Raw genomic sequence first — 15548 nt, 5'->3', positions numbered from 1 at the left:
CGCGGCCGGCTGCACCCGGAAAACGGCACACGAGGCTTGTCCAAGATGACAGGGATGTTATTGAAACTAACGGTGCTCGATCAGAATCTGTGTGCCGGTTGCGGCGCCTGTGCCCTGGTGTGTCCAGAGCAACTGATCAGCTTCGACCCGGATCGGGTGGTGCCTTTGCTGGAGGGCATCGGCGACAGTTGTGGGAGTTGTACCGAGTGCCTGGCGGTGTGTCCGGGGTTGCAGCCGGATACCGATCGCGCCGAGCTGGAGTTGTTCGGTCGTACCCGCCGCGCCGATGAGCGCTGGCTGGGAATCAGCCGCCAGGCCATCGGCGCGCGCTCCACCGATCCGCAGATTGTCCGGCGCTCGGCCAGTGGCGGCACCGCCACCACCTTGTTGCTGACTGCTCGGGACCACTTCGCCGTGGACCTGACCCTGACCATGGGCCGTCACCCCGAGCAGGGCTGGCGCAGTGCCCCGCAGCTGGGCAGCGCCGCGCAGGCGATCATCAACAATGCCCAGTCCACCTACCAGTTGGCGCCTTACCTGAATGCCCTGCGTGAAGTTTACGAACAGCAGCCCAAGGCACGCATCGCCCTGGTGGGGCTGGCTTGCCACGTGCAGGCGATCCGCAAGTTGCAGCGTCGGGACACGGCCATCGGCCACTGGGCTCGCAGTCAGATCGTTTGCGTGATCGAGACCGCCTGTTCCTCCAACACCTTGCCGGCCGGCACCCGCAGCATCATCAGCGAAGTGCTGGGGCAGGACCCGCAACAGGTCCGCGGCATCAAGTACCGCGAAGGCGATTACCCCGGGCGCCTGCAAGTCACCCTGCTGGACAGCCAGACCTTCGGCATCGATTTCTGGGAAATCCTCGGCAAGCTCAAGGACAACAAGACCTTTCGCTGCCTCAGTTGCGGTGACTGGATGAGCGGGCTGGCCGACGTCAGCGTCTGTGACGGCGACCCGAACATTTTTGAAGCCAGCCTCAACGGCTCCCAGGAGCAGAAACACGGCCGTGCGCTGATCCGTACCGAAAGGGGCCAGGCCCTGGTGGACAGTGCGATCGCCCACGGCCGGCTGGAAAGCTGGGGCGTCGACCTGAGTGGCTTCAACCTCGGCCTTGAACGCAAGAAGAACCGCCGGCGCTTCTACGAAACCCAGCCGCTGGTGCTGCCCGCCGGCCCCGGCGTGGGCGACTCCTTCGACGACGAAGCGCTGGTGGACGACGCCGAACTGATCAACCCCGCCAAGTACAGGAGTACCCCATGATCGATTATCCGGACCGGCCCATCGATTTCACCCTGGACCGTGAACAGCAGGTCTGGGCCAACATCGACGACTACTTGCCGTCGGACAAGTCCATCAGCCACCGGATGATCCTGTTCGCTGCGCTGGCTCGGCACCCGGTGCGCCTGCGGGACCTGAACCGGGGCAAGGCGGTGACCCTGTTGCTCGATGCCCTGCAGCAACTGGGCCTTGAGGTCACGCCGGGGCAAGCGCCACAGACCCTGGAGATCAGCGGTGAGTTCGCCCAGGCAACCCATGATCGGCGGGTCGACCTGGGGCCCTCCAGCGCTGCGGCGCGGCTGTTGATCGGGATGCTGGTGGGGCTCAATGTGCCGTGCATCGTCGACGGCGACGAGACCCTGCGCAATCGTCCCTTCGACTGGATCGTCGAGCCCTTGAACCAGATGGGCGCCCACCTGGAGTACCTGGGCCGACCGGGAGCGCTGCCAATCCGCATTCATCAGGCGTCGTTCCAGGGCGGTGCGGCGCAGATCCGGATTGGCAGCGCCCAGGCCATCAGTACCTTGCTGTTCGCCGGGGTCGCGGCACGCAAGCCAATGTCGATCCGTTACCCGGTGGTGGCCCGGGATCACACCCAGCGCATCATCAACAGTTTTGGCGACTGGCTGCAGGACGAGCAGCTGCAGATCCACTATCAGCCCCGTGACTGTGCGATTCCCACCGAGATCAGCGTGCCCCGTGACCCATCGGCCATTGCCTATCCCGCGGCGTTGTTCCTGCTGTGCAACCGCCACCAGGAGCAGCAGTGCCTGAGCTTCGACAACCTGTGCCTGAACCCGACGCGCCTGGGCTTCTTCAACTGGCTGCTGGCCTGCGGCTTCAACCTGACGCTGGAAGTGGACAGCATTCGCCATGGCGAGCCGGTGGGGCGTCTGCTGCTGCGCGGCGGTGGCCGACCCAGGGCCCACGACTTGCGCGACAAGCACCAGTTCCACGCGATGATCGACGAGGTGCCGCTGGCCCTGGCCATCAGCTGCGTGCTGCCGGGAAGTGCGACCTTCAGTGACCTTTACGAACTGACCTTCAAGGAGTCGGACCGGATCGCCGCCACCCGCAGCATGCTCAATGCCCTGGGCCTGGACTATCGGGTCGAGGGCTACGACGTGCACGTGTCGGGCGGGCAGACACCGCGGGTGCAAGGGGCGATCCCGACCTTCGGTGACCATCGCCTGTCGATGACCGCTCACGTATTGCTGCTGGCCCACGGGCTCAAGGCCACCATCCTCGAAGGGCATTGCTACCAGACTTCCTTTCCAGGGTTCGCCCAATGCCTGGATCGCCTGACCGGACGGGAGGCCTGATGCGCGCCGATTGCTACACACTCACCGCCTGTGGCGCCAATGGCGTGATTGCCCTTGAGGCGCCGCTCGCCGCACTGGCGGCCACCGAAGTGCGGGTGGCGGTGGACTATTCCATGGTCAGCCCGGGGACCGAGCGCCACTACCTGCAGCAGGTTCGCGAGACGGGCGAGCAGTTGCCACTGGGCTATTGCGCGGTCGGGGTGGTTCACGCAGTGGGGGCCAAGGTTGCAGGCTTGCAACCGGGGGACCGGGTGGTGGCCATGGGCTGGAAGATCGCCACCCATTCCAACTGGATCCAGGTGCCGCAGCGCCTGGTGTGCAAGGTGCCGCCGTCACTGACTCAGGACCAGGCGATTCTCGCCACCCTGGGTGCCACGGCCGTGCATGCGGTTGACCGTGCGCAATTGCAGGCGGGGGAACAGATTCTGGTGGTGGGCATGGGCCTGGTGGGCAAGATGCTCGGCCTGGTGGCGGCCTGTCATGACGCGCAGATCTGGGTTGCCGACCTGAACCCGGCTGCCATCGATCCGGGCCTGCCAGTGCAGGTGCTCGACCTGCTGGCCGAGCCTGGGGTGATGGCCGGACGCTTCACCCGGATCTTCCTGTGCATCGATGGCGATATCAGCGCCTTGTTTCCGCGCTTGCTGGCCCTGCTCAATCCGGAGGGTAACGGGCAGACCCGTTCGCGGCTGGTGAATGTCGGGCGAGTCAGCCTGACCCTGGAGCTCTCGCCGCAAATGGGCAACATCGACATCGTCAACGTTTCCCGCTGCGGCAACGGTTATCGCGACGACGCTTACCATCATGGCCTCAAGAACGTGCAGTGCCCGGTGGGGGAAGCCAGTGTGGAGCGCAACATCACGCGCTGCCTCGACTATCTGGTGGCCGGCAAGGCCTGGCTGGAGCACTTGCAGCGAGTCGAGATGAATCTGGACAAGGCGTTGCAGACCTACAACTCAGAGGCGTTCTTCGCCCCTGGAATCAACCTGATCAAGCACAGGGACGATTAACGGCATGGGCCATCTATCTATTGCTTCGCGCCTGGATGAAGTCTTCGCTCGCCACGCCACGGACACCGCGCTGAGCTGCAACGGCGCACGGCTCAGCTACCGAGAGCTGGAGCAGCGCTCGGCCGCTGTGGCGGCGCGGCTGCTGGGCCTCGGCCTGTCGCCGGGCAGCACCCTGGGCCTGGAGGTGGAGCGTTCGATCGAGCAACTGGTGCTGCTGGTGGGCATGGTCCGGGCAGGCCTGTCGTACTGCTATCTAGACCGCAGCAATCCGCCCCAGTGGAACCAGTCGGTCTGTGAGCGCAGCGGCGTGCATTGGCGCATCACTCAGGAGGCTGCCGGTGGCCCCGGGTATCTGGCACTGGAGCCATTGCTGGCGCCGACGGACGAGCGGCCGTGCTGGCCGCAGCTAACCGGTGCCGAGCCGGTGTACGTGAACTTTTCCAGCGGCACTACTGGCGCACCGAAGATCATTCCCTGCACCCATCGCGGGGTGTTGGGCTTTTGCGACCGCCCGCGACACTTTCCGTTGCAGCCGGGTTTTCGCATGCTCTATGCCTCGAACCTGACCTTCGATGCCTCGCAGTTCGAGATCTGGACCGCGCTGCTCAATGGCGGCGAGCTGCATATTCATGTCCCCGGTCCACTGACCCTCGGGCACCTGCGGCGTTACATCCATGACGCCGGGGTCGACAGCCTGTGGCTGACCTCGACCCTGTTCAACACCTTCATCGACATCGATCGCGACTGGCTGCGGGGTGTCCAGCGGCTGATGGTCGGCGGCGAGGTGCTGTCCGCGGGGCATATCCAGCAGGCCTATGCCGCCGCCGACGGGCTGACGCTGTACAACGGTTATGGCCCCACGGAAAACACCATGGGCACTTGCGTCTATGCCATTCCCCGGGACTTTGACAGCACCCGGGAGATTCCCATCGGCCATGGCGTGGACGATGCTGTCTTGCTGCTGGTGCGGGCCGACGGGCAGGAATGCGATGTGGATGAGCCCGGTGAATTGCTGATTGCCGGAGATGGGCTGTCCCCCGGTTATCTTGGGGACGCGGCGCTGACCCGGGAGCGCTTCATCGAACGGCCGTGGCAGGGCCAGACTCTGCGTTGCTACCGCAGCGGTGATCTGGTTTCCCGCGATGGCCAGGGGCTGTATCACTTTCACGGCCGCAGCGATGACCAGATCAAGTTGCGTGGCCAGCGCCTGTCGTTGACTGAGGTGGCTGCGGCCTTCAAGCGTTATCCGGGAATGCTCGACTGTGCGGTGCTGCTGGATGATCTGGGGAGCGAGGCGCAGTTGCTGCTGGTGTACCTGGAAGCCCCCGGTGTCGAGCCTGGGGCGCTGGCCGAGTATGGTCGGCAACGCCTGCCGCCGTTCATGTTGCCGCAGCGCTTTGTCGGGCTTGAACGCTTTCCCCTGCGGGCGTCCGGCAAGCTGGATATCGCTGAACTGAAGCAGCGCCTGTGCGGCGAGCAGCGGCCCCGGGACGTGGACGATTCGGCAGCGGGGCGTTTTCTCGCGCGCTTTGGCGTGTGCGCTCATGACCGTCAGCGCAGTTTCTTCGACAACGGAGGCAACTCACTGGGGGCGATCAAGCTGGTGGATACGGTGAACCGGCACCTGGGCCGGGAGGGCCTGGGCCTGGAACAGTTCTACCGCATGAGCAGCCTGCAGCAGTTGCTGGACTGGCTGCAGGCGCAGCCCGTTTTGGCGTCGTTGCTGGAAAGGGGCACCGAGCAATACTACGTCACGCCGCTGCAGCAGGAGTCGCTGTCCGAAGCCCATGCAGGGTTTTCGATCAACAGCCACCTGGGGCGTTTTGCCGTGGTCCGCGCCACCTCCGCCAGCCAGGCCCGGGAGGTGTTGCGCAACGTTCCCGAGCCGTTGCAGGCGGCTGGTGACAGTCGCTGGATCGGCCTGAACAAGAGCCAGCTGTCGATGGTGTATGCCGAGCTGTTGCACAAGGACCTGCGGGCCAACAACGTGCTCTATCTGTTCCGGCCCGAGCAGTTGCCGGCCGCCGGGCTGGACCTGGCGACGCTGGCCCAGGGGCTGAAGCAGCGTTATCCGCTAGCGGGCTGTCGAGTGGCCCGGGTCGAGGGCGAGTACTGTTTCGACCTGGCTCCCGAGCCGCCGGCGCGCCTGTGGCTGGACGCCGTGGCGGAGTTCCCCAGCCAGGAGGCCTGTGTGGAACACTTCCTCCAGCGGCCGCTGTCATTGTTCGAACAGGACCTGTGCAGCCTGTTCAAGGTGCGCATCGACGGCGTCCTGCACTTGGGGCTGTGGCTGCATCACATTCTCGGCAACCACGTTGGACAACTGAGCCTGCTGCGCAGCGTTGAGCAGTTGGCGCAGGACCCGCAGTTGATAGTGGAGGGGGCGGATTTTTCCTTTATCGGTAACAACCTGATGCAGGTCGAGGACTATGAACGCCTGGCAGATGGCGGCACCGAGGCCTGGGAGCAGGAGGCCGAGGAGTATGCGCCGCTGGCCGATGTCGTAGCGCCAGTGGCCACCGCCCAGGCGGTACAGATGCGGACGCGGTTGGCCATGGACCCGCTGAAGCTGGCCTCGCCACAACGTCTGTTCCACCTGTTGCAGGCGTTTCGCCAGGGCTGCGTCGGGGGACTGGGAATTGAGGCGCCGATTGTCAATCTGCTGTTCGCCTGGGCCGAGCAGGCGGTGATCAGCGGTTTCTCCACTTACACCGTGCCGGTGCCGCTGACAGCGGGGCGATTTGCCCAGGGTTGCGAGCCGCAAGCCACCATGGACTACCTGAATGCCAAGCTGGCCCGAGCGGCGCTCGGCTATGAGGAGATACTGGCTGCGCTGGGCTTGTATGGCTTTGCCCCGGCGTTCCTGTGCAACTTCGTCGAGCTGCCGGCCAGTGATGCACAGTGGCTGCAAACCCGGATCGCCAACCCGGTCACTGAGTGGCCCAAGACCCTGCTCGATCTGACGGTGGTCAAGTCGCCCCAGGGCTGCGAGGTGCTGCTCAACAGCTATTTGCCAGAGCCGCAGGCCCGGGCCTTCCTTGAGTCTTTTGTTGCGGCGGGGGAACGGCGATGAGGCTGATCTGCTTTCCCGACTTTGTCGGCCATCCGATCTGTTTTTCCGCCCTGGGGAGGGCGCTCAAGGGGCGGGTGTCGCTGGTGCAGGTCAACTACAGCGACTACTGGCCCTATTCCAGTGTCGGCACCCTGGCCCGAAACATTGCCCAGGAGCATGACCTGAGTACAGTGGACGCGGTGCTGGGTTACTCATTCGGCGCCTATGTGGCCGCTTGTTGCGTGGCACAGCGGGGCCCGGCGAGTGCGCCGCAGCCCGTATTGCTGGTGGACCCGCCACGGCTGTCCGAGCTACGAGGACTGGCCCCGGCCGCCATTGCCCAGCGCCTGGAAGCCGACCCGCAGTACGCCTATATCGACGACTTGGTGGATGCACAGTTGGTCAGCCGCGACTGTGTCCACGGCAATATCCTGCTGCTCTCTGAGTGGCAGGCCGTGTCGCTGAAGGGGCGCGCGGTGGATGTGCTGCTGTCCGCTGGCCGCAGCGCCGAGGCGCTGGCCCAGGGCTTGGGCCTCGATCCGGCCCAGGACAATCGCTACTGGCGGGATGAGCGGAGTCACCATGCTTCAGTGATCAACAGCCCTGATGTGGCGACCTGGCTTCTGGATCGCACTGCCCTGCCGCGAATCGCTTGGTGAGCGGTTGTGGGTTGTTCGAGGCGGGTGAAGTTCCCGTCGGGTCGTTCCTTGCACCTCCTGGTGGTGCATGCCGGACCGGGGCTGGGTAGTGTTCGGCCCGACCGACGGTCCAGGCGCGTCTTGAACGCGCCCGGGGCAGATACGGAGCCGGCGGGGCAGGGCGTGGCTGTTGGGCAGAATAGGCTTTTGAATACCCTGGATATTCTGTAGCCTTGCGCGGCTCCAATGCTGTCCGTACCTGATGAACTCACTCTCCCGGCGGGGCCCTAAGCGGTCCGGAGCCGGTGGTATACTCGACTTTCGCGCCCAAGCGCCTGCAGGTCTTGCGAACATGACGCAAATTTCTGAACGCCTTCTGGTTCAAGCCCACCTCGACGCCAAGCAGCCCAAACCCTTGAGCGCTGAGCAAGAGGCCCATCTGCGTACCGCCATCGCTGCCGAGCTCAAGGCTCAGGATGCGGTGCTGGTTGCACATTTCTATTGTGATCCGGTGATTCAGGCCCTGGCCGAAGAAACCGGTGGCTGTGTTTCCGACTCCCTGGAAATGGCGCGCTTCGGCAATGCCCATCCGGCCAAGACCGTCGTGGTTGCCGGTGTCCGCTTCATGGGGGAAACGGCGAAGATTCTCAATCCTGAAAAACGCGTGCTGATGCCGACGCTGGAAGCCACTTGCTCTCTCGATCTGGGTTGCCCGGTGGATGAGTTCTCGGCTTTTTGCGATCAGCATCCCGAGCGTACCGTGGTGGTGTATGCCAACACCTCGGCAGCGGTCAAAGCCCGCGCCGATTGGGTGGTCACCTCCAGCTGCGCCCTGGAGATCGTCGAAAGCCTGATGGATAACGGCGAGAAGATCATCTGGGGGCCGGACAAGCACCTGGGTACTTACATCCAGCGCCAGACCGGTGCCGACATGCTGCTCTGGGACGGTGCATGCATCGTTCATGAAGAGTTCAAGTCCAAGCAGCTGGAAGACATGAAGGCGCTGTACCCAGAGGCGGCGATCCTGGTGCACCCGGAGTCCCCCAGTTCGGTGATCGATCTGGCTGACGCGGTTGGCTCCACCAGCCAGTTGATCGCGGCCGCGCAGCGCTTGCCGAACAAGACCTTCATCGTCGCTACCGACCGCGGCATCTTCTACAAGATGCAGCAGCTGTGCCCGGACAAGGTGTTCATCGAGGCGCCTACTGCCGGTAACGGCGCGGCGTGCCGCAGTTGTGCCCATTGCCCGTGGATGGCCATGAATACCCTTGAGCGCACCTTGCAGTGCCTGCAGCAGGGCAGCAACGAGATCTATGTGGACCCGGCGCTGATCCCTAATGCGGTTCGGCCGCTCAAGCGCATGCTGGACTTTACCCAGGCGGCGCGGATGAAACTGGCGGGTAACGCCTGATCGGTTTTCTCCCGTTATCATGAAAACGCCCCGATCTGTCGGGGCGTTTTTGTGAGTGGCGGGCTATTTCTTTTTCTTGGGGATACGCACCAGCTGGGTATTGGAATAGATGTCGTGCCAGCTGCGTTTCTGCTTGTCCACCAGCACCCAGAAGAAGCCCAGGCCGGCGCACAGCCAGGACGCGATGGACACCATGAAACGCAACAGCGCCTGCCACAGGCTGATGCGGCTGCCATCGGCGTTCTGCACCCGAATGCCCCAGACTTGCATGCCCAGGGTCTGTCCGGAATGGGTCCAGAACTTGGCGAAAAAACCGAACAGCACGAACAGCAGTACGGTTGAGTACAGTGGATCGCCGTCCAGGGCTCCAGACTCGGTCAGGGCGCGCATCCGCGTTTCGCCGATGATTTGCATCTGGATCAGTTTGTAGAGGCCGCCCGTGACAATCAGCAGGGCGACGCAGAGTAGAAAATCATAGAACATCGCTGCCAGGCGACGACCCAGACCGGCGGCGGGGAATTCGCCTTGGGGGCTTAGCAGATGTTTCGACATGACAGGCTCTCGACTGAAAAAAGAAGCCATTTTACGGAATTGCGCGCACAAAAAAGCCCCTGATGTCAGCATCAGGGGCTTTTTCGTTACAGACGATTAAGCTTCTGCTTGTACTTCGTCAGCCTGCATGCCTTTCTGGCCTTGCACAGCGATGAAGGTCACTTTTTGGCCTTCTTTCAGGCTCTTGAAGCCGTTGCCCTGAATGGCGCGGAAGTGTACGAACAGATCCGGACCGCTTTCTGGAGTGATAAAACCAAAACCTTTCTCGTCGTTAAACCACTTGACGGTACCGCTCTGACGTTGGGACATTTCTTATTTCCTTTGACGCTAAAAAATTAATGACAGTCTCTTCCTCATGAAAGAGTACTGGGCTGGGTTGCAGGAAAGTAAGAGACGTCGAACGGGTTGTAGCAAACTTGTTAGCTACTGCCCAGGTCACGATTCCAAGCGACCCATGCAAACACAGTGGGGAAACTCTACGCCAACTATGGGAGAAAAAACAAGCCCCGCGAAGCCCCGGTTTTACTCAGCTTTCCGAGGTTTGGCGGAACTAGCGTGCAGGGCTTATTCGATAGAGTTGTTCAATTGTTTTCGGGCGTTATAAGTAGCGTTCAGTATCGAAAATATGCACTGTTTTATGGCGGTTGCGTTACAGATTAGTGCACTTCTAACGCAACCGCGTTACTTATAGAAACAGTCCTTTAGCCACGGTAGTAGCGTTGTGGCACGAATGGCATTTTGCTTACAAGCATTGGCACCTTTTTCCCACGAACTATCGCAGCAACCGGCGTATCAAGTGCACTGTGCTTCACGTCGAGGTAACCCATGGCCAATGGACCGCCCAAGGTGGGGCCGAAGCCGCCGCTGCAGACGCTACCGATGATGTTGCCTTCGGCGTCGACGATTTCCGCGCCTTCTCGTACCGGTGTCCGTTCCTGGGGCAGCAGGCCGACGCGTTTGCGACTGACGCCATCTTGCTGTTGGGCAAAGATCGCCTGGGCGCCTGGGAAACCGCCAGCCCTGGCACCATCGGCACGGCGGACCTTGGAGATAGCCCACAGCAGGCTGGCCTGGATCGGCGTGGTGTCGCTGTTCATATCGTGGCCATACAGGCACAGGCCGGCTTCCAGGCGCAGGGAGTCACGGGCGCCCAGCCCAATGGCCGCCACTTCCGGCTCGGCCAACAGCGCCCGGGCAAGTTTTTCCGCCTGATCAGCCGGTACCGAGATTTCGAAGCCGTCCTCTCCGGTGTAACCCGAACGGCTGACAAAACAGTCGGCGCCCAGCACCTGCACCGGCTTGAACTGCATGAAGGTCATCTGCGCCACTTCCTGCGCCAGGCGTGCCAGTACGGTGACTGCTGCCGGTCCTTGCAGTGCCAGCAGGGCGCGTTCTTCGAACAGGGGTTGGATGTCGCATTGATCGCCGATGTGCTGGCGCAGATGGGCCAGGTCCTGCTCCTTGCACGCGGCGTTGACCACCAGGAACAGTTGCCCGTCGCCCAGGTTGGCGACCATCAGGTCATCGAGGATACCGCCCTGTTCGTTGGTGAACATGGCGTAGCGCTGCATGCCCACCGGCAAGTCGATGATGTCTACCGGCACCAGGGTTTCCAGGGCCTGGGCGGCATTGGCGCCGCTCAAGCGGATCTGCCCCATGTGGGACACATCGAACAGACCGGCGTGCTCACGGGTGTGCTGATGCTCTTTCATTACCCCAAGCGGGTACTGCACCGGCATGTCGTAGCCGGCGAACGGCACCATGCGGGCGCCGAGTTCCAGGTGCAGGCTGTGCAATGGGGTTTTCAACAGTGTTTCGGTGGACATGGGCAACTCCTGAAAAATGTGCGGATGCGTCGCTTGGGCATCAGCACTCGATAATGTTCACGGCCAGACCGCCACGGGCGGTTTCCTTGTATTTGCTTTTCATGTCGGCGCCGGTCTGGCGCATGGTGCGAATGACTTTATCCAGGGAGACGAAATGCTGCCCGTCGCCGCGCAGGGCCATGCGCACCGCGTTGATGGCTTTGACCGACCCCATGGCGTTGCGCTCGATGCAGGGCACTTGCACCAGGCCGCCAATCGGGTCGCAGGTCAATCCGAGATTGTGTTCCATGCCGATTTCCGCGGCGTTCTCCACCTGCTGCACGCTGCCTCCGAGGACTTCGCACAAGGCCCCGGCCGCCATCGAACAGGCCACGCCCACTTCGCCCTGGCAGCCGACTTCGGCGCCGGAGATCGAGGCGTTTTCCTTGTACAGAATGCCGATGGCCGCAGCCGTGAGGAGAAAACGCACCACCCCGTCTTCGTTGGCCCCGGGGATGAAGCGCATGTAGTAATGCAGCACCGCCGGAATGATTCCGGCCGCGCCATTGGTAGGGGCGGTGACCACTCGCCCGCCGTTGGCGTTTTCTTCATTCACCGCCAGGGCGTAGAGGTTGACCCAGTCCAGTACTGACAGGGCATCGCGCAGTGCCGCTTCCGGGTGTTTGCACAGTTGGCGATGCAAGGCGGCAGCGCGGCGCTTGACCTTGAGTCCGCCGGGCAGAATCCCTTCATTGCGACAACCGGCGTCCACGCAGTCCTGCATCACCTGCCAGATCTTCAGCAGTCCGGCACGGGTTTCCGCTTCCGGGCGCCAGGCGCTTTCGTTGGTCAGCATCACCTGGCTGATGGACAAGCCGTAAGTGCTGCAGTGCTGCAGCAGCTCCTTGGCGTTCCTGAAAGGAAAGGTCAAGCGAGTGGTGTCTTCGACGATACGGTCGGCGCCGGCGGCGTCTTCGTCGACCACGAAACCGCCGCCAACGGAGTAGTACTCACGGCTGCGGATCTGCAGACCGGCGCTATCGAAGGCACGGAAAATCATGCCATTGGGGTGATAGGCCAGGGGTTTGCGGATCATTGCCAGGTGTTCTTTCTCGTTGAACGCAATGCTGTGTTCGCCGAGCAGATCGATACGTCCGCTGCTGCGTATTTGCTGCAGGCGTGCGGCGATGTTTTCGGTGTTCACGGTGTCCGGGTGTTCACCTTCCAGGCCCAGCAGCACCGCCTTGTCGCTGCCATGGCCTTTACCGGTGGCGCCCAGCGAGCCGTACAGCTCGACTTTGACGCAGGTGGTGCTGGCCAGCAGTTGATCGCGCCGCAGGCCTTCGACAAAACGCGCGGCTGCGCGCATCGGGCCGACGGTGTGGGAACTGGAGGGGCCGATGCCAATCTTGAACAGGTCGAACACGCTCAGGGACATGTTGGTTCTCCGGTTTCTTATTGTATTGATCGGCAAGCAGGCACTTACAGGAGCGGGCTTGCCCGCGATTCAGGCGCCGCTGCTCTGCCCGATTGATGCGTTATTGCTCATCGCCGGCGAGCCGGCTCCTACAGGTATACGCGGTATCTGCAGGGGCACGGCTCTCCTGTGATGGACGGCTTAGGCGTCCTGGTAGCTTTCGATCGACGGGCAGGCGCACACCAGGTTGCGGTCGCCAAACACGTTGTCGACCCGACCAACCGGCGGCCAGTACTTGCCTTCGATCAGCGAGGCCACTGGGTACACGGCCTGCTCGCGGCTGTACGGATGGGACCATTCGCCCACCAGTTCTGCTGCCGTGTGCGGAGCGTTCTTCAGCGGGTTGTCGTCCTTGTCCAGAGTGCCGTTTTCCACGGCGCGGATTTCCTCGCGGATGCGGATCATGGCGTCGCAGAAGCGGTCCAGTTCTTCCTTGGATTCGCTTTCGGTCGGTTCGATCATCAGGGTACCGGCCACCGGGAACGACATGGTCGGCGCGTGGAAGCCAAAATCGATCAGGCGCTTGGCCACGTCATCGACGCTGATGCCACTGCTGTCTTTCAAAGGACGCAGGTCGAGGATGCATTCGTGGGCCACCAGGCCGTTGCTGCCGGTATAGAGCACTGGATAGTGTTCTTCCAGGCGCCGGGAAATGTAGTTGGCATTGAGGATGGCCAGCTGCGAAGCGCGCTTGAGACCGGCGCCGCCCATCATGCGGATGTACATCCAGGTGATCGGCAGGATGCTGGCGCTGCCGAACGGTGCGGCACACACCGCGCCTGTCTTGTTTTCCAGCGCCGCGTGGCCCGGCAGGAAAGGCGCCAGGTGCGATTTGACGCCGATCGGGCCAACGCCCGGACCGCCACCGCCGTGGGGAATGCAGAAGGTCTTGTGCAGGTTCAGGTGGGACACATCGCCACCGAATTTGCCCGGCGCGCAGAGGCCGACCATGGCGTTCATGTTGGCGCCATCGATGTACACCTGGCCGCCGTTGTCATGAATGATGCCGCAGATTTCGCGGATGCCTTCTTCGAACACACCGTGGGTCGACGGGTAAGTGATCATCAGCGCGGCGAGGTGTTCGCGGTGCTCGATGGCCTTGGCCCGCAGGTCTTCAATATCGACGTTGCCGCGGGCGTCGCAGGCGGTGACCACCACGCGCATGCCAGCCATGTTGGCAGTGGCCGGGTTGGTACCGTGGGCCGAGGAAGGAATCAGGCAGATGTCGCGACGGTCATCGCCACGACTCTGGTGATAGGCGCGGATGGCCAGGAGACCGGCGTACTCGCCCTGGGAGCCGGCGTTGGGCTGCAGGGAGACGGCGTCGTAGCCGGTGGCGGCGCAGAGCATGGCTTCCAGCTCGGTGGTCAGTTGCTGGTAGCCGGCGCTTTGCTCGGCCGGAGCGAAGGGGTGCAGAGCACCGAACTCGGCCCAGGTGATCGGGATCATCTCGCTGGCGGCGTTGAGCTTCATGGTGCAGGAACCCAGCGGGATCATGGTGCGATCCAGGGCCAGGTCCTTGTCCGCCAATTTGCGCAGGTAGCGCATCAGCTCGGTTTCCGAGTGATAGCGGTTGAACACCGGGTGGCTGAGGATCGCCGACTGACGGACCAGGGCGGCGGGGATGCTGCTGGTGACCGCAGCCGCCAGGGCGGCGAAGTCCGGCGCGGCCTTGCCTTCGCCCAGCAGGTTCCACAGGCCTTCAACGTCGGCCTGGGTGCTGGTTTCGTCCAGGGACAGACCCAGGCGCTCGGCGTCGATCACCCGCAGATTGATGCCCTGGGCGCGAGCCTTGTCGTGCAGCGCGGCGGTGTCGGCACCGGTGCGCAGGCTCAGGGTGTCGAAGAAGTTGTCCTGCTCCACGGCCAGCCCCAGGTCCTTCAGGCCCTTGGCCAGGATCGCGGTCAGTTGGTGGGTGCGCTGGGCAATCTGGATCAGGCCTTTGGGGCCGTGGTACACGGCGTACATGCTGGCGATGTTGGCCAGCAGGACCTGGGCGGTGCAGATGTTGCTGGTGGCCTTTTCACGGCGGATATGCTGCTCGCGGGTCTGCATGGCCAGGCGCAGGGCCGGCTTGCCGAAACGGTCTACAGAGACACCGACCAGACGGCCCGGCATGTCGCGCTTGAAGGCATCGCGAGTGGAGAAGTAAGCCGCGTGCGGACCACCGAAGCCCAACGGCACGCCGAAGCGCTGGGCGCTGCCGATGGCCACGTCGGCACCGAACTCGCCCGGCGGGGTCAGCAGGCTCAGGGCCAGCAGGTCGGCGGCCACGGCCACCAGGGCGTTGGCAGCGTGGAAGCGCTCGGCCAGTTCGCGGTAGTCGAACAGGTCGCCGTTGCTTGCCGGGTATTGCAGCAGAGCACCGAAGAACGGGCTGACATCGGTCAGTTTGCGCTCATCGCCAACCACCACGTTGATCCCCAGGGGCTCGGCACGAGTGCGCAGTACGTCCAGGGTTTGCGGGTGGCAATGCACGGAAGCGAAGAAGGCGTGGCTGCCCTTGTTCTTGCTCAGGCGCTTGCAGAAAGTCATGGCTTCGGCGGCGGCAGTGCCTTCGTCCAGCAGCGAGGCGTTGGCGATCGGCAGGCCGGTCAGGTCGCTGATCAGGGTCTGGAAGTTCAGCAGGGCTTCCAGGCGACCTTGGGAGATTTCTGGCTGGTAGGGGGTGTAGGCGGTGTACCAGGCCGGGTTTTCCAGCAGGTTGCGCAGGATCGGCGAAGGCGTGTGACAGCTGTAGTAGCCCTGGCCGATGTAGGTCTTGAACAGTTGGTTCTTGGCGGCGATGGCCTTGATCGAGGCCAGGGCCTGGGCTTCGCTCTGGCCCTGACCCAGGTCCAGCACGCTGGTGCCCTTGATGCTGTCGGGAATCACGCTGGCGCTCAGGGCTTCCAGGGAGTCGAAGCCCAGGCTGTTGAGCATGGCTTGCTCATCGCCCTGGCGCGGACCGATGTGGCGCGCGATGAATTCGTTGGCGGTAGTCAGGTTGACGGTCATGAC

At 63.1% G+C, this 15548-nt stretch carries 11 protein-coding genes; 6 read left to right on the top strand and 5 right to left on the bottom strand.

Translation table 11 applies throughout. The features are described 5' to 3' along the window. The first annotated feature begins 54 nt into the window (after positions 1-54). From KHO49_RS22780 to nadA, 6 genes are all read left to right on the top strand, one after another. Positions 55-1263, top strand: a complete 1209-nt coding sequence (locus KHO49_RS22780) for a Coenzyme F420 hydrogenase/dehydrogenase, beta subunit C-terminal domain (RefSeq protein ID WP_249735702.1) — start codon at positions 55-57, stop codon at positions 1261-1263. Next, positions 1260-2603, top strand: coding sequence for a 3-phosphoshikimate 1-carboxyvinyltransferase (locus KHO49_RS22775; protein ID WP_102880681.1), 1344 nt, complete (start codon positions 1260-1262; stop codon positions 2601-2603). Before KHO49_RS22780 ends, KHO49_RS22775 begins: the two co-directional genes overlap by 4 nt. Then, positions 2603-3613: a zinc-dependent alcohol dehydrogenase gene (locus tag KHO49_RS22770; RefSeq protein WP_213665856.1), complete on the top strand. Its 1011-nt coding sequence runs from the start codon at positions 2603-2605 to the stop codon at positions 3611-3613. Before KHO49_RS22775 ends, KHO49_RS22770 begins: the two co-directional genes overlap by 1 nt. A 4-nt stretch (positions 3614-3617) precedes the next feature. Further along, entirely contained in the window at positions 3618-6686 is a 3069-nt protein-coding gene (locus KHO49_RS22765; RefSeq protein ID WP_213665855.1) for an AMP-binding protein, read from the top strand. Next, positions 6683-7324 (top strand): thioesterase domain-containing protein, encoded by a 642-nt coding sequence (locus KHO49_RS22760; protein WP_213665854.1) that lies wholly within the window; start codon positions 6683-6685, stop codon positions 7322-7324. The genes KHO49_RS22765 and KHO49_RS22760 overlap by 4 nt, the downstream gene beginning before the upstream one ends. 331 nt (positions 7325-7655) lie before the next feature. Next, a complete protein-coding gene (gene nadA, locus KHO49_RS22755; RefSeq protein ID WP_213665853.1) occupies positions 7656-8714 on the top strand; it encodes a quinolinate synthase NadA in 1059 nt (352 codons plus the stop codon). 63 nt (positions 8715-8777) lie between these two features. Here the strand turns inward: nadA and KHO49_RS22750 are convergent, their stop codons facing one another. The 5 genes from KHO49_RS22750 to gcvP form a co-directional block, all read right to left on the bottom strand. Continuing rightward, complete coding sequence (locus KHO49_RS22750; RefSeq protein ID WP_102880677.1) at positions 8778-9266, bottom strand: RDD family protein; 489 nt, start codon at positions 9264-9266, stop codon at positions 8778-8780. 96 nt (positions 9267-9362) lie between these two features. Further along, on the bottom strand, positions 9363-9575 hold the full coding sequence (locus KHO49_RS22745) for a cold-shock protein (RefSeq protein WP_007977299.1): 213 nt from the start codon (positions 9573-9575) through the stop codon (positions 9363-9365). 392 nt (positions 9576-9967) lie between these two features. Continuing rightward, entirely contained in the window at positions 9968-11092 is a 1125-nt protein-coding gene (gcvT, locus tag KHO49_RS22740) for a glycine cleavage system aminomethyltransferase GcvT (protein WP_170001694.1), read from the bottom strand. 40 nt (positions 11093-11132) lie between these two features. Further along, the gene (locus tag KHO49_RS22735; RefSeq protein WP_102880676.1) at positions 11133-12509 is read right to left on the bottom strand and encodes an L-serine ammonia-lyase; all 1377 of its coding nucleotides are present in this window, start codon (positions 12507-12509) and stop codon (positions 11133-11135) included. A gap of 180 nt (positions 12510-12689) precedes the next feature. Beyond that, positions 12690-15545 carry an aminomethyl-transferring glycine dehydrogenase gene (gene gcvP / locus KHO49_RS22730; RefSeq protein ID WP_213665852.1) on the bottom strand — a complete coding sequence of 952 codons (2856 nt, stop codon included), beginning with the start codon at positions 15543-15545 and terminating at the stop codon, positions 12690-12692. Between the last annotated feature and the right edge of the window lie 3 nt (positions 15546-15548).

Origin of the sequence: Pseudomonas sp. RC4D1 (assembly GCF_018390395.1) — a bacterium.
GTDB lineage: Bacteria > Pseudomonadota > Gammaproteobacteria > Pseudomonadales > Pseudomonadaceae > Aquipseudomonas > Aquipseudomonas danubii.
The sequence above is the reverse complement of the archived record's forward strand: the minus strand, read 5'-3'. Positions and strand labels throughout refer to the sequence as shown.